Annotated in this window: 18 protein-coding genes and 1 other RNA gene; 14 read left to right on the forward strand and 5 right to left on the reverse strand. The window is 42.1% G+C overall.

Annotation, left to right across the window (positions count from 1 at the left end; translation table 11 throughout):
* Positions 1-62: 62 nt before the first annotated feature.
* From pssA to G327_RS0109250, 4 genes are all read left to right on the forward strand, one after another.
* Positions 63-1,415 (forward strand): CDP-diacylglycerol--serine O-phosphatidyltransferase, encoded by a 1,353-nt coding sequence (gene pssA, locus G327_RS0109235; RefSeq protein WP_019614484.1) that lies wholly within the window; start codon positions 63-65, stop codon positions 1,413-1,415.
* Complete coding sequence (locus tag G327_RS0109240; protein ID WP_019614485.1) at positions 1,415-2,200, forward strand: sulfite exporter TauE/SafE family protein; 786 nt, start codon at positions 1,415-1,417, stop codon at positions 2,198-2,200. The genes pssA and G327_RS0109240 overlap by 1 nt, the downstream gene beginning before the upstream one ends.
* A gap of 169 nt (positions 2,201-2,369) precedes the next feature.
* Positions 2,370-2,467, forward strand: an RNA gene (gene ffs / locus G327_RS26475) — signal recognition particle sRNA small type.
* 52 nt (positions 2,468-2,519) lie between these two features.
* Complete coding sequence (locus G327_RS0109250; protein ID WP_019614487.1) at positions 2,520-3,485, forward strand: LpxL/LpxP family acyltransferase; 966 nt, start codon at positions 2,520-2,522, stop codon at positions 3,483-3,485.
* A gap of 38 nt (positions 3,486-3,523) precedes the next feature.
* On the opposite strand, the gene G327_RS0109255 is transcribed toward G327_RS0109250, so the two are convergent.
* Positions 3,524-4,261 carry a YciK family oxidoreductase gene (locus G327_RS0109255; RefSeq protein ID WP_019614488.1) on the reverse strand — a complete coding sequence of 246 codons (738 nt, stop codon included), beginning with the start codon at positions 4,259-4,261 and terminating at the stop codon, positions 3,524-3,526.
* 128 nt (positions 4,262-4,389) lie between these two features.
* Here G327_RS0109255 and sohB point away from each other — a divergent pair, with 128 nt between their 5' ends.
* From sohB to purF, 9 genes are all read left to right on the forward strand, one after another.
* On the forward strand, positions 4,390-5,439 hold the full coding sequence (gene sohB / locus G327_RS0109260) for a protease SohB (RefSeq protein ID WP_019614489.1): 1,050 nt from the start codon (positions 4,390-4,392) through the stop codon (positions 5,437-5,439).
* 190 nt (positions 5,440-5,629) lie between these two features.
* Positions 5,630-8,281 carry a type I DNA topoisomerase gene (gene topA / locus G327_RS0109265; protein ID WP_019614490.1) on the forward strand — a complete coding sequence of 884 codons (2,652 nt, stop codon included), beginning with the start codon at positions 5,630-5,632 and terminating at the stop codon, positions 8,279-8,281.
* 220 nt (positions 8,282-8,501) lie between these two features.
* Entirely contained in the window at positions 8,502-8,996 is a 495-nt protein-coding gene (locus G327_RS0109270) for a hypothetical protein (protein ID WP_019614491.1), read from the forward strand.
* Positions 8,997-9,077: 81 nt separating this feature from the next.
* Complete coding sequence (glgC, locus tag G327_RS0109275; protein ID WP_019614492.1) at positions 9,078-10,322, forward strand: glucose-1-phosphate adenylyltransferase; 1,245 nt, start codon at positions 9,078-9,080, stop codon at positions 10,320-10,322.
* A gap of 126 nt (positions 10,323-10,448) precedes the next feature.
* Positions 10,449-11,234 (forward strand): tRNA pseudouridine(38-40) synthase TruA, encoded by a 786-nt coding sequence (gene truA, locus G327_RS0109280; RefSeq protein ID WP_019614493.1) that lies wholly within the window; start codon positions 10,449-10,451, stop codon positions 11,232-11,234.
* A 41-nt stretch (positions 11,235-11,275) separates the two neighbouring features.
* Entirely contained in the window at positions 11,276-12,550 is a 1,275-nt protein-coding gene (folC, locus tag G327_RS0109285) for a bifunctional tetrahydrofolate synthase/dihydrofolate synthase (protein ID WP_026339281.1), read from the forward strand.
* Positions 12,551-12,553: 3 nt separating this feature from the next.
* Positions 12,554-13,195: an SPOR domain-containing protein gene (locus G327_RS0109290; protein ID WP_019614495.1), complete on the forward strand. Its 642-nt coding sequence runs from the start codon at positions 12,554-12,556 to the stop codon at positions 13,193-13,195.
* 127 nt (positions 13,196-13,322) lie between these two features.
* The gene (locus G327_RS0109295; protein WP_019614496.1) at positions 13,323-13,817 is read left to right on the forward strand and encodes a CvpA family protein; all 495 of its coding nucleotides are present in this window, start codon (positions 13,323-13,325) and stop codon (positions 13,815-13,817) included.
* A 163-nt stretch (positions 13,818-13,980) separates the two neighbouring features.
* A complete protein-coding gene (purF, locus tag G327_RS0109300; protein ID WP_019614497.1) occupies positions 13,981-15,495 on the forward strand; it encodes an amidophosphoribosyltransferase in 1,515 nt (504 codons plus the stop codon).
* A gap of 104 nt (positions 15,496-15,599) precedes the next feature.
* Here purF and G327_RS0109305 read toward each other — a convergent pair whose 3' ends face one another.
* The 4 genes from G327_RS0109305 to asnS all read right to left on the reverse strand — a co-directional run bounded on the left by G327_RS0109305 (position 15,600) and on the right by asnS (position 22,239).
* Complete coding sequence (locus G327_RS0109305) at positions 15,600-18,701, reverse strand: efflux RND transporter permease subunit (RefSeq protein ID WP_019614498.1); 3,102 nt, start codon at positions 18,699-18,701, stop codon at positions 15,600-15,602.
* Entirely contained in the window at positions 18,698-20,002 is a 1,305-nt protein-coding gene (locus G327_RS0109310) for an efflux RND transporter periplasmic adaptor subunit (protein ID WP_019614499.1), read from the reverse strand. Before G327_RS0109310 ends, G327_RS0109305 begins: the two co-directional genes overlap by 4 nt.
* Complete coding sequence (locus G327_RS0109315; RefSeq protein WP_019614500.1) at positions 19,992-20,654, reverse strand: TetR/AcrR family transcriptional regulator; 663 nt, start codon at positions 20,652-20,654, stop codon at positions 19,992-19,994. Before G327_RS0109315 ends, G327_RS0109310 begins: the two co-directional genes overlap by 11 nt.
* A 184-nt stretch (positions 20,655-20,838) precedes the next feature.
* Positions 20,839-22,239, reverse strand: coding sequence for an asparagine--tRNA ligase (gene asnS, locus G327_RS0109320; RefSeq protein WP_019614501.1), 1,401 nt, complete (start codon positions 22,237-22,239; stop codon positions 20,839-20,841).
* A 134-nt stretch (positions 22,240-22,373) separates the two neighbouring features.
* Between asnS and G327_RS0109325 the strand changes: the two genes are divergently transcribed.
* A complete protein-coding gene (locus G327_RS0109325) occupies positions 22,374-22,793 on the forward strand; it encodes a hypothetical protein (RefSeq protein WP_019614502.1) in 420 nt (139 codons plus the stop codon).
* Positions 22,794-22,866: the final 73 nt, after the last annotated feature.

The raw sequence follows: 22,866 nt of genomic DNA on the forward strand, positions 1-22,866 counted from the left end.
ATAACAGACGTTTTGTATAATAATAATGAGTATATTTCTATTAATCTTTATGAAAGAGTTTTATGAGCAGTCGAATTAATCAAAGTTTAGCATTTTTAAATAATCTGAAGAAAATCCCTCTTTCAGCGCAGTCTGTTGACTGTCTTTTCTCTACTGAGTCTTTTAAACCGGAGCTTTTAAAGCAGATAGCCGGTGCTCAAAAACGTATATATCTAACAGCTTTATATCTAGAAGCCGATCAGGCCGGCGAAGAAATTTTAATGGCGTTATATCAGGCGAAACAAAACAACCCTAGTTTAAAAATCGTTGTCTGTATCGATTTTCATCGTGCTCAGCGTGGTTTGATTGGTGATAAAGAATCATCGGGCACCAACGCAAGCTGGTATCAGAAAATAGCTAAAGTCGAAGGCTTAGGCGTTGAAATTGTAGGCATTCCAGTCAAACGCAAAGAATTGTTCGGCGTACAGCACCTTAAGGGTTTTATTTTTGATGACCAGGTTTTATACAGTGGTGCGAGTTTAAATAATATCTATCTGCAGCAGAATGGACGCTACCGTTACGACCGTTACTGGTTGATTAATAACCATGAGCTGGCTGAATCAATGATTCGTTTTCTTCAGGATGAGATACTCAGCAGCGGGGCAACTGCTTCATTAAATGCTGAGTCAATCCCTGCGATGGCGGATTTTAAAAATGCACATAGGAAACTAACTAAAAATCTCAAGCTGGCATCGTTTAAATACTCAGGGCAGTCTTTATCAAACACATTATCAGTTGTTCCATTGTGCGGTTTAGGTGCAAGAAATAACAAACTTAATAATTGTATTCGTAAACTCCTGCAGAGTGTACAAAATGAGATGGTTATTTTTACCCCTTACTTTAATTTACCGGCAGCACTGTCTCGTGATATCAGCTCGTTACTAAAACGAGGGGTTAGTTTAACCATAGTTATCGGCGATAAAACGGCCAATGATTTTTATATCACTGAAGACAAACCGTTTCGTACTATCGGCGGTTTACCTTATCTCTATGAAAGTAATTTAAGACAATTTGCTAAGCAGCATCAAAATGCGCTACTTAAAGGCTCGTTAAATATCCATCTCTGGAAAGACGGAGACAATAGTTTCCACCTTAAAGGTATTTATTCAGATCAGCGTTTTATGCTTTTGACCGGTCACAATCTCAATCCTCGGGCATGGCGTCTGGATGTTGAAAATGCACTGCTTATCGATGACCCGAAACAGGAAATTAAAGTACTTGTCGATAAAGAGCTTCATGAAATTCTCAAGAATACCAGAAAGATCATGTCTCCTGCCGATATTGACGATCTTGAGCAATATCCGGAGCATGTCAGAAAGCTCCTAACCCGTATGCGCAGAATCAAAGCAGACAGAATAGTAAAAGGGATCATTTAATGCTGCTGCTGGCTGGTTATATACTGCTTGGAGCAGCCGCCGGGCTCACTGCCGGTATTTTTGGTTTAGGCGGCGGTATTATTATTGTACCTGCGCTGATATTTACCTTCAGTTACTTAAATTTTCCGCCTGATGTTCTGACCCACCTTGCTGTCGGTACTTCGCTGTCGACTATTTTATTTACCTCATTAAGTGCTATCTATGTGCATCACCAGAGGCTGGCTATCGACTGGCCCCTGGCTGCTAAGTTAAGTGCAGGTATGCTTTTCGGCGGGTTAATCGGGGCCTATTTTGCAGAGTTCATGTCAGGTGCACTATTACAGCGCATTTTTGCATTTTATGCCGTGAGTGTTGCACTGCAGATGTGGTTTTCCTGGTCACCGAAAGGGGTGCTCAAATTACCGCTGCAGTTGGGCTGTGCTGCTTTAGGCACTGTTATCGGTATTATTTCCGGTTTATTTGGTATTGCGGGCGGTTCATTAGTTGTTCCTGTGCTGACCTTATATCGTGTGCAGATCACCCGTGCTATTGCAACCTCTGCAGTGACTGGTTTTCCGATTGCTTTGTCCGGGAGCATAGGTTACCTGTTGATGGGGTTAAACAACCCGGACCTGCCGGAAAATAGTCTCGGATATATCTACTGGCCGGCGACGCTGGGCATTATTATAAGCAGTACCGTTTTTGCTAAATTCGGCGCCAAACTTGCTCACCGCCTGCCGCCTGATAAATTGAAAAAACTGTTTTCGCTTGTACTGCTTGCGGTTGCCGCTAAGTTGTTTTTATAGCGTTGGTCGCTTTGTGAGCACGCCATGTCTGCTTTGCGCTCGCCTTGTTGTTTTATTGAGCACTTGAAGTTTAAACGCTAAATAGATGTTGTATTCTCTCATTTGATACGTATAATTCTTCGCATCAAGTCGCTGCACAGGCGAGTTGATAACAGTGACAATGGTAGGCTTCTTGGTTCCTCGCATTGATAACTTATTAACCTGGTCAGGGCCGGAAGGCAGCAGCCATAGTAGGTGATTCAAGTGCCGAGGGTTTGCTGGGGAGTCTGCCACCCACGCTTCCCATCTGAACTCATTTTTGACTTGCTTAAGGTCTAATATGACGCAATACAATTCTCGTTTTGATACCTCTCTTAAAGTACAACATTTTCTGCCTAAATATTGGGGAACATGGTTTTTACTTGGACTTTTGTTTCTATTTAGCTACTGTCCGATAAAAATTCGTGATCGTTTTGCCGCATTCGTGGCACATAAATTATATAGTGCTAAATTTCTTAATAAACGTAAAAACATTGCATTTGCTAACCTCGCTTTATGTTTTCCTGAATACACACAGGATCAGAAAGAATCTCTAATGCGTGAAAATCTACGCTCAGTAGCGCAGATCGCTCTATCACTGGGTGAAGTTGCTTTTAGAAGCCAGTCATTCCTAGTTAACCGAATCAATATTGTCGGTGAGCAATATATTAAAGAAGCAGAACAGCAGAATAAAGCCATTATCTTCTTAGCGCCGCATTGTTATGGCCTTGATTTTGCGGGGATAGCACTTTCTGCAAGAGGTTACCCTCTATCCAGTATGTTCAATGATTACCGCAACCCGATCTTTGACTGGTTTGTCACCGGTTATCGTACTCGTTTTGCTAAATTTGTCGGAAAGGGTGCTTTATACCACCGTAGCGAAGGTTTAAAGCCCGCTATTAAGAGCTTAAGAGATAAAACTCATTTTTATTATTTACCCGATGAAGATCACGGTAGAGAAAATAGTGTGTTTGCTGATTTTTACGCGGCTAAAAAAGCGACACTGCCGATTATCGGGCGTCTGGCCAAATTAGGCCGTGCGGTGGTGATCCCTGTTTATACTTCCTATAATGTCGAAACATCAAAAGTAGACGTTATTTGTCATGCGCCACTGCCTGACTTTTCTAAATTAGATGAGCTGCAGCAGACAGAGCTGATGAATCGGGCTATTGAGAAGGTGGTGGATGAAAACCGTGCTCAGTATATGTGGACTCTTAAACTGCTGAAAACACGCCCTGAAGAGGGACTGGATATCTATAAGCAATAAATAAGATTAAGGGGGATTTATTAATCCCCCGGTGTTTTCTATTGAGCGTTAATACGCTGTCCTGTTACATCTTTGCTGTCATCACTTAACAGATAAATATAAGTACTCATAATCTCCTCAGGTGTTTTTAATAAACTGCTGTCTTCAGCTGGATAAGCACTCGCGCGCATTGCTGTACGTGTTGCTCCCGGGTTTACCGCATTAAAACGTAATGTGCTGTTTTCATATTCATCGGCAAGTACCTGCATCATACCTTCTGTTGCAAACTTGGAGACGCTGTAAGCTCCCCAGTAAGCTCGACCCGCGTTACCTACTCCAGAGGTAGTAAATATCGTTGAGGAGTTCTGAGCAAGGTTTAAAACCGGGATCAGCGACTTGGTTAATAAGAATTGTGCAGTGACATTGGTGTGCATCACTTCATCCCAGGTATTCTTTTCAATCTGGGTAAAAGGACCTAATACACCCAGCAGGCCGGCATTGTGAACTAACGCATCTAGTTTTCCATATTCACGTTTAATGGTATCGGCTAAATCGATATAGTGCTGCTCAGTGGCACCATTTAGATCCAGGGGTAAGATTGAGGCCTCCTGTTTACCGACAGCTAGAATCTGATCATAAACAGCTTCTAATTTTTTTACTGTTTTACCTAATAATATAACGGACGCACCATATTGCGCACACTGCAGTGCTAATGTTTTACCAATGCCGGCACCGGCACCCGTAATTAAAATCGTTTTACCCGCTAAACAGTCTGGTTGTGCTTGATATTCCATCATATTTTTTCTCATTTTAATAAATAAGCAGGAATATTAACTTTATTTCAACAAAAGTCTCAATCTCTTTTGTACCCAGCTTCGCTTTTTGTCATGATACGTTGAGAAAATACTATAAAGAGGAATAAATTTTGGAATTTTTATTTGAATATGGTCTGTTTTTAGCAAAAGCGGTGACTTTGGTACTAACGGTTATTGCCGTTTTACTCGCGGTTATCGCACTGACCAGCAAGCAGAAAAATAAAAAAGGTGAGTTGGATTTAATTGATTTGTCTGAGCAGTTAAAAGCAACCAAGAAGTCAATTGAAGAGCAGTTATTAACTTCTCATCAGTTAAAAGAGCTTCATAAAAAAGAAAAAAAGCAACAGAAAGAAAAAGATAAAGCAGCTAAAAAAGCAGCTAAGAGCGGCGAGTCTGAAGATGGGTTGCCTCAACTTTACGTTATTGATTTCAAAGGAAGTATTGACGCCAAAGAAGTATCATCTCTACGTGAGGAGATTACTGCAGTTTTAAGTGTTGCCGGTGAAAAAGATGAAGTGTTTGTTCGTCTTGAAAGCGGCGGCGGTATGGTCCATGGTTATGGTTTAGCGTCTTCGCAGCTTCAGCGGATTCGAGATCATAATATTCCCTTAACTGTGTCGGTTGATAAAGTTGCCGCCAGCGGCGGTTATATGATGGCCTGTGTTGCTGATAAAATCATTGCAGCTCCTTTTGCTATTCTTGGATCGATTGGTGTTATTGCGCAGATTCCAAATTTCAACCGCCTGCTTAAAAAGCATGATGTAGAGTTTGAGCAGCTTACTGCCGGTGAATACAAGCGTACTCTCACTATGTTTGGTGAAAATGATGATGCTGGGCGTGAAAAATTTAAACAGGAGCTGCAGGAGACTCATGATCTGTTTAAACAGTTTGTAACGCAGCACCGCAGCCAGATCGATATTGATAAAGTAGCAACCGGCGAACACTGGTACGGGCTGCAGGCCATTGAACGTAAGTTGGTTGATCAGATATTGACCAGTGATGACTACCTAGTGTCAAACCTGGAAGATCGTCATATCATTCAGGTTAAATACACTCAGCGTAAAAAACTGACTGATAAATTAGGTCACGGTGCGTCAATAGCAATGGAAAACAGTCTGTTAAAATTGATGCAGTTTAATGTCAGCCGCTTGTTTAAATAATCGTTTGTTTTTTAAACTACTTAGTAAGCCAACTTAACTTAAGTTGGCTTTTTTCATAGATTAACCTTCATTATTGAAAATAAAAGTTGCTATTCCCTTTGACTTTGGCTTATATAAAAGGAAATTCAGCGGATGAATTACAAATTAGTTTCACCTTCTCAATTATGACTATTTTAGGTACAGAATAATTATGAGCAAATCACTTGTTATTGTGGAATCTCCTGCAAAAGCAAAAACAATCAATAAATATCTAGGCAAAGATTTCATTGTAAAATCTAGTGTCGGCCATATTCGCGACCTTCCTACCAGCGGCAGCGCCAAGAAAACCATTGATGCAAAGCCAAAAAAATCTCTGGCTGGTATGACTCCTGCGAAAAAAGAAAAAGAAAAAGCCAAGCGGACACAAGAAGCGCTGGTTACTCGAATGGGCATAGATCCGAACAATAATTGGAAAGCGCATTACGAAATTCTGCCGGGTAAAGAAAAAGTAGTCAGTGAATTACAAAAACTTGCCAAAGATGCTCCGACTATCTATCTCGCAACCGATTTGGATAGAGAAGGGGAAGCCATTGCCTGGCACCTTCGTGAAATCCTAGGCGGTGATGACAGTAAATATCAGCGCGTTGTATTTAACGAAATTACCGAAAGTGCAATTCAGGAAGCTTTTAAACATCCGACCGAGCTGAATATTGACGGCGTAAATGCACAGCAGACACGTCGTTTTTTAGACCGCGTTGTTGGATTTATGGTTTCTCCTCTGCTTTGGAAAAAAGTAGCGCGAGGATTATCAGCCGGCCGCGTACAGTCTGTTGCGGTACGTCTATTAGTTGAGCGTGAACGTTTAATTAAAGCGTTTAACCCGGAAGAATACTGGGATCTGCACGCAGATGTACAGAGTGCAGATAAAACCGATTTACGCTTAGAAGTATACAAAGAGTCGGGAAAATCATTTAAACCGGTTACCGAAAATCAGACTTTAAATGCTGTTGAGCTTTTAAAGTCTGCGCAGTTTAAACTGCTGTCACGCGAAGATAAACCGACTAAAAGCAAAGCCAGTGCGCCGTTTATTACTTCCACTCTGCAGCAGGCTGCCAGTACACGTTTAGGTTTTGGTGTTAAGAAGACCATGATGCTTGCGCAGCGTCTTTATGAGGCCGGTTATATCACTTATATGCGTACTGACTCTACCAATTTAAGTAAAGAGGCTGTTGCATCTGCTCGTGATTATATTAGTGATGAGTTTGGTAAAAATTATCTGCCTGAAAATCCGGTTGTCTACAGCAGCAAATCTGGTGCACAAGAAGCCCATGAAGCGATACGTCCTTCTGATGTCAATCAGTTAGCTGCACTGTTAGCCGGTGTAGACCGAGATGCACAGCGTTTATATGAATTAATCTGGCGTCAGTTTTTAGCCTGTCAGATGCTGCCGGCATTATATGATGCGTCAACACTGATTGTGGAAGCGGGAGATTATCAGCTTCGTGCTAAAGGCCGTACTATGCGCTTTGCCGGGTGGACAAAAGCGCAGCCGGTTGCAAAAAGCAAAGTTGATGAATTACAGCTTCCGGATCTTGCTATTGGTGAAGTACTGAATCTTATTGAACTGGATCCTAAACAGCATTTTACTAAACCGCCGGCACGATTTACTGAAGCCGCGTTAGTTAAAGAGCTTGAGAAGCAGGGCATCGGCCGTCCTTCTACTTATGCAAGTATTATTTCTACGATTCAGGATCGTGGTTATGTCAAAGTAGATAAACGCCGCTTTTATGCCGTTAAAATGGGGGAGATTGTTAGTGACCGCCTCAGTGAAAACTTTGTAGATCTGATGAGTTATGATTTCACTGCGCAGATGGAACGTAATCTCGATGATATTGCAGAAGGTAAAGTTAACTGGATCAGTGAGTTAGATCGTTTCTATAATGATTTAACCAAATTACTGGATAAAGCTGAACTGCCGGTTGAAGAAGGCGGCATGCGTCTCAACGATCCGGTTGTAATCGATGACGTACGCTGTCCGACATGTGAACGTGCAATGGGTATCCGTACGGCATCAACAGGTGTTTTCCTAGGCTGTTCCGGTTATGCACTGCCGCCGAAAGAGCGCTGTAAAACTACTATCAACCTGGTTGATGGTGAAGAAGTGATCGACATACTCAGCGATGAAGATGCCGAAACGGCCGCTTTAATGGCTAAACAGCGCTGTCCTAAGTGTGATATGGCAATGGACAGCTACCTGATTGATGAAACTAGAAAACTGCATGTTTGTGGTAATAACCCGCTTTGTGACGGCCATATTGTTGAGCAGGGTGAGTTCAAGATCAAAGGTTACGACGGTCCGCTTGTCGAGTGTGATAAATGCGGCAGTGATATGCAGCTGAAAGACGGACGTTTTGGTAAGTACATGGGCTGTACTAACGAGGAGTGTAAAAATACCCGTAAGATCCTGCGTAATGGTGAAGTTGCACCGCCGAAGGAAGATCCGGTACATCTGCAGGAATTAGAGTGTGAGCAGAGTGATGCATATTTCATTTTAAGAGACGGTGCATCGGGTATTTTCCTGGCTGCCAGCACTTTCCCGCGCTCTCGTGAAACACGTGCGCCAAAAGTTGCGGAACTTAACAAGTTTAGAGATCGCATTTCACCTAAGTTTTACTATCTGGCAGACGCACCTCAGCAGGATCCTGAAGGCAACCTGGCAGTGGTACGCTACAGCCGTAAAAATAAAGAACAGTATGTAATGACTGAGATCGATAAAAAAGCGACAGGCTGGACTGCTAAATTTGTTGGTGAAAAATGGGTAGAAGAACAGACCAAGAAAAGAGCGCCTAAGAAAAAAGCGTAACTTTCAGTTTTTAATAAAAGCAGCTTCGGCTGCTTTTTTTTATTCAGTAATATTTAATGCATCCTCTGTTAGCTTGGGTATAAACCATGTGAGCCATGCCTAAAAAAACGCTTCTGCCTTGTTGTTTTTTTGACATCATTCAAAGTTATCCCACCCGTGCTGCTAAATATCTGTCAGATGACCTAGTTTTAAATCAACTAGATGCAACCGAGAGATACGAATGCCATTGTATTCCCTGCTTAGTGAATTAGACCGGAAGGTAATTTTATTTACCTACGAAAAACGTGATGACAGCAAATCACCGATGCCTTTCGGAGTGCTCAATGACGAGTATCGATCTTTTATTATGACCGAAGGTGAATATATTCTCTGGGAATTAGAAAAAAGAAAGTTGACCGTTGCAGAAGTTGTCGCACATTCCTGGTTAGTGACTTCCAAAGATAATATCTCCTTAGTTTTTCAGTTTCAGGAAAACAATCACCTTAAAATCAGCAGCTTGTTTGACGATGAAGATTACGACGGACATTGGCAGCTGGAGCATGGAATTTTAAAAGTTCGTTTTATTTATAAAAACCATGCTTATGATATAAATATTATTGCTAATAATAATCGGTCCATCCATTCCGCCCTGCAGATTATTGATGATGCCAGAGTGGAAATTCTTAAAGTCGTGCCCTTAAGCCATGCAAAATACGGCAAAGCATTAATTGATTAATAACTCGAGCGCGTCGATTTTCGCAAAGTTTTAATTTGATAATCAACGCCTAGATAATTTTCTATACAGGAAGAAAAATTCATGTCCCAGCATATCGGTTTGTTGACCCGTGATACGGTTGCATTGATTTTAGCCGGCGGTAAAGGCAGTCGTTTAAAGCAGTTAACGGAAGAGCGTGCAAAGCCCGGACTGCCGTTCGGCGGCAAATATAAAATTATCGATTTTACCTTATCTAACTGTATGAATTCCGGTATTCGCCGAATTGATGTATTAACTCAGTATAAATCCTCGGAACTACTCGGGCATATTCAGAAAGCCTGGAGCCGCATGCCCTGGGAGCTTGGCGAGTATGTCAATATCGTACCTGCTCAGCAGCAGATTGGTGATTTATGGTACCGAGGTACTGCTGATGCGGTATATCAGAATTTAAAACAGTTACGCCAGCAGCGCTGTCAATATATTCTTATTTTAGGCGGCGATCATATTTATAAAATGGATTACAGCCGTATGCTTCGCCAGCATGCCAAACATAACTCAGACATCTCTATTGCAACCATTCCGGTAGATACAAGCTGTGCCAGCGCATTTGGTGTGCTGAACACAGATGTTGACATGACAATTACTGAATTTCAGGAGAAACCTAAAGTACCTGCTGAACTGCCCGATAAACCAGGTACCTCATTAGTCTCAATGGGGGTGTATATTTTCAAATTTGATATTTTGGAAAAGTTACTGCTTGAAGATGCTTCTACCGAAGGTTCGCAGCATGACTTTGGTTATAATATAATTCCAAAAGCCATTCATGATCATCATGTGACGGCTTATATTTTTGATAATGAAGGCTGCGCAGATGTGCAGGCCTATTGGAAAGATGTCGGGACGATTGATCAGTATTTCCAGGCAAATTTGGATTTAGTGCAGATCAGTCCTGAGCTGAATTTATATGACCGGCATTGGCCGATTTACTCTTTCCAGGAACAGCTGCCCGGTGCAAAATTTATATTTAATGATGATAATTGCCGCGGTCAGGCAATCGATAGTGTTGTCTGTGCAGGCTGTATTATATCGGGCGCAATGATTGTACGTTCTTTACTTTCCTGCGGTGTCACCGTTGAAAAGCATAGTCATCTAGAGCGCTGTGTTATCCTTCCTAATGTAGATATAGGCAAAAACTGTCATCTTAAAAATGTACTTATAGTTGAAGACTGTGTTATCCCAAATGGTTTTACTATTGGTTATGATCTGCAGTTTGATAAAAAACATTTTGAAATTTCTGAACAAGGGGTGGTATTAGTTACACAGGAAATGATAGATAATTGTAAATAAAGTTATTAATTTCTGATTGTTGATTTTTGCATCTTGAAGCAGCCTGGTTATAGATTTGTTTTTCATTTTCAAAAACCTAAATAGATGAGGTATACTACGCGCTTTGTATTTTTAGGATAAATATCAATGCGTATTGCTCTGGGTATTGAATACGATGGTGCCGCTTATTACGGCTGGCAGCGTCAAAAAGAGGTTATTTCGGTACAGGAAGAGCTCGAAAAAGCCCTCTCTATTGTGGCCAATCATCCCGTCACCGTGAATTGTGCCGGCCGAACTGATGCCGGTGTTCACGGTACTGGTCAAGTTGTACATTTCGAAACACAGTCAATCCGTAAAGATGTTGCATGGACATTAGGCGTTAATGCTAATCTGCCTGATGATATTGCCGTGCGTTGGGTTAAACAGGTCGACGAAACATTTCATGCACGTTTTAGTGCTACTGCACGCCGTTACCGTTACATCATTTATAACAGTGAATTTCGACCGGGTATTCTGCGTACCGGTTTAAGTCATTATCACTATGCGCTTGATGCACAGCTGATGCAGCAGGCCGGGCAGTATATTGTTGGTGAGCATGATTTTACCTCGTTCAGGGCGCTGCACTGCCAGGCAAACAGCCCGGTCCGCTGTATTGAGTATCTTAATATCACCCGTAGAAGCGACTTTATAATTATTGATATCAAAGCTAATGCTTTTCTGCATCATATGGTTCGCAACATTGCCGGCAGCTTGATTGAAGTTGGTCGTGGTAACCAGCCGGTAAACTGGTTAGAAACACTGATCACTTACAAAGACCGTGCTAAAGCTGCTGCGACAGCAAAACCCGGTGGTTTATATTTAGTGGAGGTCGATTATCCGCAGGAGTTTGATCTTCCAAGACCGCCATGCGGACCGTTATTTCTGGATATCTAAGCGCGGGATGTCAGATTCAGGCAAGTTTTTTTGAGAGTTATATGCACATAAATAAAGAAAAAAGTTTAAATGAATGGTTAAGTCATATTGAAAAACTTCACCCGAGTGAGATTGAATTAGGGTTAAGACGCATTTCAAAGGTAGCACAAGACCTGAATCTTATTCACTTCGATGCAAAGGTTATTACCGTTGCCGGTACAAACGGCAAAGGCACAACCTGTGCTTTTTTAGAAGAAATACTTATTCAGGCAGGTTATAAAGTTGGAGTATACAGCTCACCACATATCCAGCGTTATACCGAGCGTCTGCGTATTAATCGACAGGAGCAGCCTGAAAAAGATCACTGCCTTGCATTTGAGCAGATTGAAAAAACACGTAAAGAGACTTCACTTAGTTATTTTGAATATGTCACCTTAGGATGTTTGTATCTTTTGCGGCAGGCGCAGTGTGATTTTATTCTGTTAGAAGTTGGTTTAGGCGGCCGCTTAGATGCAACCAATATGGTTGAATCCGATATCAGCGTGATCACCACCATAGGTATTGATCATGTCGACTGGTTAGGTGACGACAGAGAAAAAATAGGTTATGAAAAAGCCGGGGTATTCCGCGCGGGTAAACCGGCCGTCTGCGGCGAATTTGATCCACCGCAGTCATTAAAAGATTATGCGGCAGAGCTGTCGACTAATATCCGTTATGCAGGCAGTGACTTTAGTTTTGAAATGTTTCAAGATCAATGGCTGTGGACAGGCGATAAAAAGATTAGTGGTTTATCTCCGACGCTAATGCCGATGCAGAATGCATCAACAGCATTAGCGGTGATAGAAGCCCTAAACCTGAATGTCGATCCACAGACTATCAAAAATGCGCTGCGTGAGGCAAAACTTGCCGGTCGTCTGCAGAACGTTGATATGTCTTGCGAGGCGGATGTTTATTTAGATGTTGCACATAACCCACAGTCTGCGCAGTATTTAGCAGGCCAGTTGAAACTGCTCAAAGAGCAGAAAGGACCGCAGTGTCGAGTATTTGCCATTGCAGGTATGCTTGAGGATAAAGATATTACCGGTACCTTTGATCAGGTTAATCAGCAGCTGGATCACTGCTGCCTCATTAGTTTGAACTGCTTTAGAGGTGCTGATAATAAGGTACTGCTTAAACATTATCAGGCTAGCTGTAATAAACTCGACAGGGTTAATTGTTTCGAAGATATTGAGTCTGCTTATAAAAGTATCATTAATAACGTAAACTCCTCTGATATAATTATTGTCTTTGGTTCGTTTTATACCGTTTCCGATTTCCTAACTCTCTCACAAGGATGATTCGTGGCTTCTCAGTTTAAAAATCGATTAGTTGGCGTAACAATTTTAGCTACTTTAGTTGTTATCTTTTTACCCACCATTATTGACGGTAAAAAAGCCGTATATCATGATGATTTTGTTTCAACACCGATTCAGCCGGTTGTTAAAGAGCATACCTTTGCTGTTGCTGAGCCTGAGCTGCAAACTGAAGAGCAGGTCGGTCTGCCGGAAACCACCGAGATTGTTGTTGATGATCTTGTGCCGCAGGAAACTGCACCTGCGGTTGAAGAAAATGACAAGTGGGAAATTGAGCAGGTTGAAAAACCAGTTGAAATAAAAACACAAGTGGTTAAAACGCAGAAGCCGGTTAAAGAGATTACTGTTAAGCCCTCTGAGCCTGTTAAAGCTAAGATGCCGAAAAATGCCTGGACTATCCAGCTTGGCGCTTTTCAAAATGCCGCTAATATCAATGCGCTTTTGAAAAAATTAAACAAAGCCGGTTTTCAGGTTCATACTATCCCAACGGACGTTATTGACGGTGTGTTAACACGTGTTTTTGTCGGCCCGGATGTATCTAAAAAGAAACTTGAAAAACAGCTTCCTCGGCTTAAACGCCTCACTAAACTACAGGGCAAACTGGTTGTTTTTGATGCTGTAAACCCATAATTATAGTCTTAACCTGAAGATAGCAAATTGTCTATTTTCAGGTTGTTAAGATATTTTTACAACATCTTTTGTTTATCTCTGTTAGAATGCGCGCGTTTAAAACTATTAGTTATTATTAAGGATAACAATGAATTGGTTTGACTTTACGATCATCGGTATTATTGCATTTTCAGCACTGATTAGTTTAATTCGCGGATTCACCAAAGAAGCCGTTTCCCTCACTACCTGGTTTACCGCCTTTTTTATTGCCAGTAATTTTTATCCCGAAGTAGCAGTTTATCTCACCCAGCTTAATGATGAATTAGTTAGAAATTCAGCAGCCATTGCGATTTTGTTTGTATCTGTTTTATTACTGGGTGCATTAATCAACTATATTATTAACCGCTTAGTTGCCGTAACTGGATTATCTGGTACAGATCGCCTTTTAGGGGTGTTGTTCGGCGCTATTCGTGGGGTATTAGTTGTCAGCGCATTGTTATTTTTTATTGACTCGTTTACCAGCTTTAATGAAGCGCCATGGTGGACTGAATCGACCTTGATTCCGGAATTTGGTATTATTATCGAGTGGTTCTTTAAGCATATTGAAAACTCATCGAGTTTTTTAAATCACTTTTCAAAATAAATTTATTTGTAAAAATTAGTGGAAATTATGAGTTTGTCAGCAGCATCCTGCCGCTCAAACTCCTGTATATAAGCAGTATCAACCGGTCTTGCACAGCTATCTGTCAGATTGAAAAATATATTTAAAATTAATCATTAACTACCTAAAATAAAGGCGTAAATTTATGTGTGGAATCGTGGGCATCGTTGGATCAACCCCTGTTAATCAGAGCATTTATGATGCATTAACAGTCTTACAACATCGTGGACAAGATGCAGCTGGTATTGTCACCATTGCAAATGATAATTTTAAACAGCGCAAAGCGAATGGTCTAGTCAAAGATGTTTTTGCATCTAAGCACATGCAGCGTTTAAAAGGCACTATCGGCATCGGTCATGTGCGTTATCCAACAGCAGGTAGTTCAAGTGCAGCTGAAGCGCAGCCGTTTTATGTAAACTCTCCCTGGGGACTTGCATTAGCACATAACGGCAACCTGACAAATGCTGCCGGTCTTCGCGAATCCTTAATCAAATCCCGCCGTCATATCAATACGACTTCTGATTCGGAAGTATTATTAAATATCTTTGCCGCTGAGCTTGATAAAGTCGAAGGCAAAAAATTAACGCCAGATGATATTTTTAATGCGGTAAGTGACGTTCATAAGCAGGTAAGCGGTGCTTACGGCGTAGTTTCATTAATGATTGACCACGGATTAGTGGCATTTCGTGATCCCGATGGTATTCGTCCTTTAGTATTAGGATCTCGTAAAACAGAAGAGGGTGATACGGAATATATTGTTGCTTCTGAAAGTGTCGGCCTGGACACTATCGGTTTTGAAGTGATGCGCGATGTTGAACCCGGTGAAGCGGTTTATATTACTGAAGATCGTCAGCTGTTTACTAAACAGTGTGCACAAAAAAGCAGCCTGCACCCGTGTATATTTGAATACGTATATTTAGCGCGTCCGGATTCTACATTGAGCGGCATTTCAGTCTATGAAGCACGTTTAGAAATGGGCCGTACTTTAGGCGCTAAAATAAAACGTGAGTGGGCTGATGTTGAAATTGATGCCATTATTCCTATTCCGGAAACCTCCAATGAGATTGCTTTAGTGATGTCAGAAGTTTTAGAGCTGCCTTATCGCCAGGGATTTGTTAAAAACCGCTATATCGGCCGTACCTTTATTATGCCGGGGCAGACCCAGCGCCGTAAGTCAGTACGCCGTAAATTAAATCCCATCACAGCTGAATTTAAAGGTAAAAATGTTCTGCTGGTTGATGATTCAATTGTACGCGGTACCACTTCGGAGCAGATTGTGGAAATGGTACGCGATGCCGGTGCTAAAAAAGTCTACCTAGCTTCTGCCGCACCGCCGGTTTGTCATCCTAACGTTTATGGTATTGATATGCCGACAGCCAGTGAGTTAATCGCTCATGGGCGCAGTGTTGAACAGATCAGTGACAGTATAGGCACCGATGCGTTGATTTATCAGGATCTTGAGGACCTAAAAGCAGCTGTAGGTAAACAAAACCCGGATGTTGACGGTTTTGAATGTTCAGTGTTTGACGGTATTTATGTAACTGGAGATGTAACTCAAGAGTATTTTGATTATTTAGCCAGTCTGCGCAGTGAAGATGCCAAGAAAATTCAAGAGCAGAAAGAAGAGATTGCCAGCCTGGAATTACATAACGAGTCGTAGTTCTTTCCATCTCCCTGCTTAATTAATGCCCGACAGTTACTCACTGCCGGGCATTTTTTTATTAGACATTTTATGTTTATGAATTAACTCAGCTTGGCCTTATATCAAGCATGTTCATGTTTGTGAATTAAACCAAAGTCCGCCAGGATGGCATAGGCGCTTGGGATAATAAACAGTACCAGCAGGGTAGAAGTGAAAATGCCAAACACTATTGATATCACCAGAGGCTGAACCACCTGTGCCTGCAGGCTGGTTTCCAGTAACAGCGGCAGCAGACCGGCGGCAGTTGTTAAGGATGTTAGAAATACCGCTCTGAACCTTTCTCTGCTGGCCAGTACTACCGACTTGTGCACACTGTCTCCTTCGTCAACATGATGACGTATATACTGCACCAGTAATATTGAATCGTTGACAACGATACCAGCTAAAGAGATAAAGCCCATGATAGAAGGCATTGATAAGCTGTGTCCGAGCATGAAGTGTCCCCAGATCACGCCGATTAAAGCAAGCGGAATTGCCAGCATGACCACAAAAGGTTCTAGGTAGCTGCGGAACTGGAAACTAAGGATAGTAAACAGACCAAACAAACCAATCATAAAACCTTTTGACAATGATGAACCGGTTTTAGCCGTTTCTTTGCTGGCTCCTTCAAAGTCGACTCTTAAACTTGGGTATTGTTTTCTAATCTCGGGAATAAATTCATCACGAACTTTCTGCAGAATTTCGCTGCTGTTGGCCTTTTTTTTATTCACCTCTGCCATCACAGTTACAGTTCTTAAACTGTTAACCCGTGAGATACGTACAAATGAGCGCTGGTAATCAAGATCCGCTATGGCATTAAGCGGCAGTTGACTGCCGTCGGGCATAATGATCGGGAAGTTTTCTAAGACGCGCAGGGAGCCTGCCTGCTGCTTATTAAATCTAACCTCTATCTCGATATTTTCAGGGCCAACTTGAATATTATCAGCTGTCTGACCGAAATAGGCAGCACGAAGCTGCAGTGCCACCGTTTTACCGTCCACTCCATAGACTTCTGCACCGGGTTTTAAACTGATGCTTATCTCTTCTTTACCGGGACGCATATCATCTAAAATACCGTGGACGCCGGAAAACTCGGCCAGATAAGCCTGCAGCTGCAGTGATACCTCTTTAAGCTTGTAAAGGTCGTTATGCTGTAGACGGACTTCAATATCTCGTCCTGCAGGCCCCATCACAGGTTGTTTAAACACCACTGAAATAGGTGTCGCCAACTCTCCTGCGGCTAAACGCCAGTCTTCAATAAAGTCATCAATATAAGTATTACGGATCTCGGCCGAGAGCATGTTTACACGTACAGTAGCCAGGTGTGCGCCTTGTTCACCGGCATCACTGTTAAAATTAAACTGTGTTGTAATATCCTGAATAAGCGGGCTGGGTTCATCATTTTTCTGATTATAGGTCTCAGCAACTGTTTTAGCACTCTGTGTTATTTTGTCGACAATCTGCTCAGTTTGACTCAGTGAAGATCCTGGCGGTAAGATAATACGCGCTTCAGCTATATCACCGTCTAATTCCGGAAATGCGACAAATTTCACGGCGCCGCCGACAACCAAAGAGATGGAAATAAGCAGGAATCCTAATACGCTTCCCACCGAGACATAACGCCATTTGACAACAAAGGTAACCGCAGTAACTAGTTTAGTATTTCTAAAATGTTCAAACTTATCTAAAAAGCTGCGCTTCCACTGCCACATCGGTCTTTCTGTTGATTTGTTAGTGAGAGAGTGATTGAGGTGATTCGGCAGAATACAAAAAGCTTCTATCAGGCTGATACTCAATACCAGAATCAATACCATAGGTACTACAGACAATACTGCACCCATCTGTCCGTCTAACCACAGCAGACTGCCGAAAATAAAAATAGTGGTTAAAAAGGAGGAAACAACGCCGGGAGCTACTTTTTTTACGCCTTTACTGACCGCTTCCTGCGGTGAAAAGCCGCGGTCAATGTGCGAGGCAATGGATTCTGCAATTACAATCGCATCGTCCATCATAATACCGATTGCCATCAGTAAACCCACTAGGCTCATTATATTTATTGAAAGCCCCAATATACTCATCAGGAATAAACCGCCCATAAAAGCCACGGGTAAGCCGGCTGAAACCCAGAAAGAATAACGCAGAGAGAAAAACAGCCACATACTGCAGAAAACTAAAATAATACCCTGCCAGCCGTTTTTTATCATCATGGCTAATCTGTCTTTAAGCAGTGATGATAAATCATTAGTTAAAGTTAAAGTCACTCCCTCCGGGGCGCGTAAATTTTCCTGGTCAACAAACTCCTGTACTTTTGCTTTTATACGCAGTGCATCATCAGCTTTATTTTTTTTGATATTTAAAACAGCAGAAGGGTGACCGTCAAAGAGAATTTTCTCTTCATCAACTGAAAATTTATCTGTGATAGTGGCGATATCTGCCAGGCGCACAATGCCGCCGTCTGCATTAGATGAAATAACCGTGGAGCCTAACTCAAACGGGGTTACTTTCTGCTGATCAAAACGTATCAGCAGCGTTTTTTCAAACAGTTCAATATTACCGCTGGGCATTTTAACATTCTGCCTGTTTATCTTATCGGCAATATCATTAACGGTTAAAGACAGACGTCTGACCGCCTCCTGGTTAAGTTCAACACTTAACTGATGATCTGAAAATCCAGAAATGCTCACTAAGCTGACACCGGCATCCACCTTCAGCCTCAACTTAACATCCTCGGCATAGGCTTTTAACTGCGGCCGGGTGGTATCGGCGGAAATTGCAATATCAACAACCGGCTCTGCCCAGTCCAGTTCTTTAACAATCGGTGCTTCAATTTCACTTGGAAAATCATTAATGGCGCCGATTTCTGTCTGCACGTCTACTAAAGAACGTCCAAGATCAACTTTTTCATCCAGTTTGATAATCAGTGTAGCCATACCTTCAACAGCCTGACACTTGGTTTCTTCAATACTGGATAAACCGTCAATGGCATCTTCCATACGCAGACACAGGCTTTCTTCAACTTCAATAGGTGATGCGCCCGGATAAACAACAGATGCAGAGATATACGGCGGTGCAAATTCAGGAAAAGTTTCCCGCTTTATATTACCTAAACTGGACAATCCGAGCACTAGAAAACCGAGCATCAGTAAGTTAGCCAGCGTCGGGTGACGTGTTAAATAATTTATCACTGCAGCTGCTCCTTGATTTCAGATGTTTTAAGGGACATACCGGCAATTGCAGGGATAAGGTCGTTAACCACCAGTTTCTGTCCTTCCTGTATATCACCGCTGATCACTGCTCCCTGCTTAGTACGATAAAGTACTTTTACCGGTTTTATCTGCAGCTTGTTTTCATTGTCCATTAGATAGATGTTATTCTCATGCAGGGCTTTTTCTGGAATCACGAATTGTGCGGCGCTTGCTCCCTTAATGGCGGCTGCTAAAAACATGCCTTTGGTTAACGGCGGTTTCGAGGGAAGGTTGAGTTTCCTGAAGTCCTGTTCAACCTCTAAATACACACCTATAGTAGCCTGATCCGGATTAACTGTTTCTGCAACCCGGGTTACTTTAGCCGGCCATTGATATTCATTAGATGCCATCTGCAGTGAAACACTTGCAGCCAGATGCAGTGTTTCGATTGAAGGTAATGCGCCGTTTTGAGGGAGGTGCTTAATACTGCTCATTAAAATGTTCATATCTGAAAGAGACAGTTCAGCCTTTATCTCAACAGTACCTAACTGATAAGCACTGAGCATCACGGAGCCTAAAGAAACAACCTGATCCTGTTCTATATTTACTTCGGCAATGCGTGCATCATAGGGCAGAATAAGTTTTGTTTTGCTCAGTTTGCGTTGACTGTCCGCCAATTTAGATTGATCGATACGTACCTGGGCAATGGTTACTTTACGATCGTCCGGCAGGAGCTGTAAGGAACTCTGTAGATCCTGTACACGATTCTGCTGTTCTAACAGCACCTGTTTCTGATTTTCGACGCTGGAACTGGAGATAAGTCCTTTCTTTTTCAGCGTAAGTTGTCTTTGATATTCCTGCTTAACTAACTGCAGTTTCTGTTTTTCTAATTTCAGGCTGTCAGTAAAATTTTCCTCCTGCTGATCAATTCGCAGCAGCTGTGCTTCACTGGCATGTAAATTGGATTCAGCCTGGGCTAAATTGAGCTGATATTCGAGCGGATCAATTTCCAGCAGCACTGTGCCTTTGGGAAGCAGGCGGCCTGTTTCTAATAATGGATTACGGTATATCAGTTTGCCGCTGACTTCGGCAATTCCCTGCCAGCTATGCTTAGGCGTTACCCGGCCAAAACCTATGACCTGCGGCGCCGTCTGCTGGGTTTTTAACGTTATTATTTCAACCAGTCTGGCGCGGTCAAAACTGGCCTGCAGCTCAGGACTGGGTTTGAGCTTGACAGCCAGTACCAGCACAATAACTCCGGCAATAAGTCCGAGTAAAAAAAAGCGTTTTTTATTTTCCATGATTATTTTCGTCCTGTGGTTTAAGTAAACCTAAGCTGAGTAATTGGATATTTTGTTCGGCAAGGCGTGCCAGAAATTCATCTGTAAATTTTATGTTATGTATTTTTTTAAAGTTATCCGGCATTAAAAAAGGAAAGACCATTAAGCTGATAAAGCTCATTCGTGCGCAGACAGGATCAATATTGTCCCTCAGCAGACCGGCTTTTTTAAGTTGTTCAAAGAGATCCATTTCCTGCGGACGCATAATGTCCAGCAGCAGCTGCCAGAGATCTTTGTTTTTATCTTCATTAGTATCAACACTGGCGAGCCGGAAAATTAATTTCGGAAAGTCGGGGTTTTCGGCCATCACCTGATAGTAGGTACGCAGTATTTGTGCAGGGCCGTCGGGTAGGCTCTGTGACTGCATCTCCTGCATACGGGCAAAAACCGGTGCAGTGGTTTCACGAACCATAGCTGCAAACAGCTGCATTTTAGAGCCGAAATAATAACGAATCAGAGCGGGGTCAACACCTGCTTTCAACGCTATTTTACGCGTAGAAACCTTGTCATAATCATCTTCGGTAAACAGTGCTCTGGCGGCATTAATCAGTCTGCTCTGCTTTTGTGTATCTTTGGCCGGCCTGCCCGGACCGGTTGATTTTTCTGTCGGCATAATATAATTCTCCACTTGATGAATATATTAGGCGATGACAGCTGGATGTGACAGCATAATAATTCTTCAAAATTCATTATTTGAAGAATTTATTGATTATTGCGGGAGATAACACAAGTTTTAGGGTGATACAAAAAAGCCAACAAGAAGTTGGCTTTTATATTCAGTGAATAATTTCTATGACTTAGAAGTCAGCACTGCCTGGTGCACGAGGGAAGGCAATTACGTCACGGATGTTCTGCACACCGGTTACGTAAGAAACTAAACGCTCAAAACCAAGACCGAAACCGGCATGAGGTACTGTACCGTATTTACGTAAATCACGGTACCAGCTGTAATCTTCTTTATCTAAGCCCATCTCTTCAAGACGCTTATCAAGTGCTTCTAAGTTTTCTTCACGCTGACTACCGCCGATGATTTCGCCGATACCCGGTGCTAATACATCCATAGCAGCAACGGTTTTACCGTCTGCATTTAATTTCATGTAGAACGCTTTAATATCTTTCGGGTAGTTCTGCAGAATAATCGGTGCACCTACATGCTCTTCAGCGAGGTAACGTTCATGCTCAGACTGTAGATCTACGCCCCATTCAACCGGGTATTCAAACTGTTTGTCACAGTTCTGCAGAATTTCAATCGCCTCTGTGTAGTCCATACGTACGAACTCAGAGCTGACCATTTTTTCTAAACGGGTGATAGCTTCTTTATCGACACGCTGTGCAAAGAAAGCCATATCATCAGCACGTTCAGTTAATACTGCGTTAAATACATATTTAAGCATATCTTCTGCAAGCTGTGCCGCATCAGCTAAATCAGCAAATGCAATCTCAGGTTCAACCATCCAGAACTCAGCAAGGTGACGAGTTGTATTTGAGTTTTCAGCACGGAAAGTCGGGCCGAAAGTATAAACATTGCTCAGTGCACAGGCGTATGTTTCAGCGTTTAACTGACCCGATACAGTAAGAAAGGTTTCTTTACCGAAGAAATCTTTCTTGTAGTCAATTGCACCCGCATCAGTGCGCGGCAGATTTTCTAAATCAAGGGTGCTCACCTGGAACATTTCACCGGCACCTTCACAGTCACTGCCGGTAATAATCGGCGTGCTGATCCAGTTAAAGCCTTTTTCATAAAAGAAGTTATGAATGGCATGCGATAAACAGTTACGAACACGCGTAACTGCGCCGAACATGTTGGTGCGCGGACGAAGATGTGCATGTTCACGCATATATTCAATGCTGTGACGTTTTGCAGACATAGGGTAAGTATCAGGATCCTGAACAAAACCGACAACATTTACTGTCTCTGCCTGAATTTCAAAGCTTTGGCCTTTACCCGGGCTTTCTACTAATTCGCCTGTTACTTCAACACTGCAGCCTGCGGTTAAATTTTGAACATCAGAAGCATAATTTTCTAGGTCTGCAGGTACAACGGCCTGAATCGGGTCAAAACAAGAACCGTCATAAATTGCTAAAAATGAGATCCCGGCTTTTGAATCACGACGAGTGCGGATCCAGCCTTGAACCGTTACTTTTGTACCCACTGGGAATTTGCTGTTGAATATTTCAACAATCGCTGTCTTTGACATTAGAATTAGTGCTCCATAATCACAGTTTTCACTGTTTTTTTCTAAAAATATTTAATAGACACACATCTTACCTTGGCTAGGTTGAGATACAAGTCTATGATTTGATAATCATCAAGTTTTTTTCGGGGTAGGTCATGGAACAGCAATACGAGAGAAAACGGTTTCATAATGCGCATGAGTGGCGTCGTTTTTTTATGCTGTGGTTAACGGTTATTTTGTGGGCGGTTTTTTTAGCATATATGATGCTTTTTCATTACCAGCGGGAATTTTTTGAACCTCTGGTTATGTCGCACTTTGGTGTTGAATCTCCTCAGTATTATGAATTTGCGGAGATAAAATTATTTATGTACCTGATCTGGTCCTGCAGCATAGTATCTGTGCTGGCAATCGTTAATACCTGGGATAAGAAACGCCGCGATGGTGATAATACGCCGGATAAGTTTTTAATTGTAATTATGTCGGTCACGGTTATTTTTGCTTTTTATTATGCAAAAACAGATCTTAATTATTTGAACGGGCAACTGTCTATATTAGCTAATCTTTTTGGAGATTGAACTCCAAGCCCAAGTCGCCGGAGTTAGGAAATATAAAGGAGACATAAAGTCTCCTTTTTTCATTCCGGTAAAT

Source organism: Psychromonas ossibalaenae ATCC BAA-1528 (genome assembly GCF_000381745.1).
Taxonomy (GTDB): domain Bacteria; phylum Pseudomonadota; class Gammaproteobacteria; order Enterobacterales; family Psychromonadaceae; genus Psychromonas; species Psychromonas ossibalaenae.

What these genes read in the sequence shown, in the direction of transcription:
- pssA (WP_019614484.1), top strand. Translation starts at nt 63, where the DNA reads ATGAGCAGTCGAATTAATCAAAGTTTAGCATTTTTAAATAATCTGAAG.
- G327_RS0109240 (WP_019614485.1), top strand. Translation starts at nt 1,415, where the DNA reads ATGCTGCTGCTGGCTGGTTATATACTGCTTGGAGCAGCCGCCGGGCTC.
- G327_RS0109250 (WP_019614487.1), top strand. Translation starts at nt 2,520, where the DNA reads ATGACGCAATACAATTCTCGTTTTGATACCTCTCTTAAAGTACAACAT.
- G327_RS0109255 (WP_019614488.1), bottom strand. Translation starts at nt 4,261, where the DNA reads ATGATGGAATATCAAGCACAACCAGACTGTTTAGCGGGTAAAACGATT.
- topA (WP_019614490.1), top strand. Translation starts at nt 5,630, where the DNA reads ATGAGCAAATCACTTGTTATTGTGGAATCTCCTGCAAAAGCAAAAACA.
- G327_RS0109270 (WP_019614491.1), top strand. Translation starts at nt 8,502, where the DNA reads ATGCCATTGTATTCCCTGCTTAGTGAATTAGACCGGAAGGTAATTTTA.
- glgC (WP_019614492.1), top strand. Translation starts at nt 9,078, where the DNA reads ATGTCCCAGCATATCGGTTTGTTGACCCGTGATACGGTTGCATTGATT.
- truA (WP_019614493.1), top strand. Translation starts at nt 10,449, where the DNA reads ATGCGTATTGCTCTGGGTATTGAATACGATGGTGCCGCTTATTACGGC.
- folC (WP_026339281.1), top strand. Translation starts at nt 11,276, where the DNA reads ATGCACATAAATAAAGAAAAAAGTTTAAATGAATGGTTAAGTCATATT.
- G327_RS0109295 (WP_019614496.1), top strand. Translation starts at nt 13,323, where the DNA reads ATGAATTGGTTTGACTTTACGATCATCGGTATTATTGCATTTTCAGCA.
- purF (WP_019614497.1), top strand. Translation starts at nt 13,981, where the DNA reads ATGTGTGGAATCGTGGGCATCGTTGGATCAACCCCTGTTAATCAGAGC.
- G327_RS0109310 (WP_019614499.1), bottom strand. Translation starts at nt 20,002, where the DNA reads ATGGAAAATAAAAAACGCTTTTTTTTACTCGGACTTATTGCCGGAGTT.
- G327_RS0109315 (WP_019614500.1), bottom strand. Translation starts at nt 20,654, where the DNA reads ATGCCGACAGAAAAATCAACCGGTCCGGGCAGGCCGGCCAAAGATACA.
- asnS (WP_019614501.1), bottom strand. Translation starts at nt 22,239, where the DNA reads ATGTCAAAGACAGCGATTGTTGAAATATTCAACAGCAAATTCCCAGTG.
- G327_RS0109325 (WP_019614502.1), top strand. Translation starts at nt 22,374, where the DNA reads ATGGAACAGCAATACGAGAGAAAACGGTTTCATAATGCGCATGAGTGG.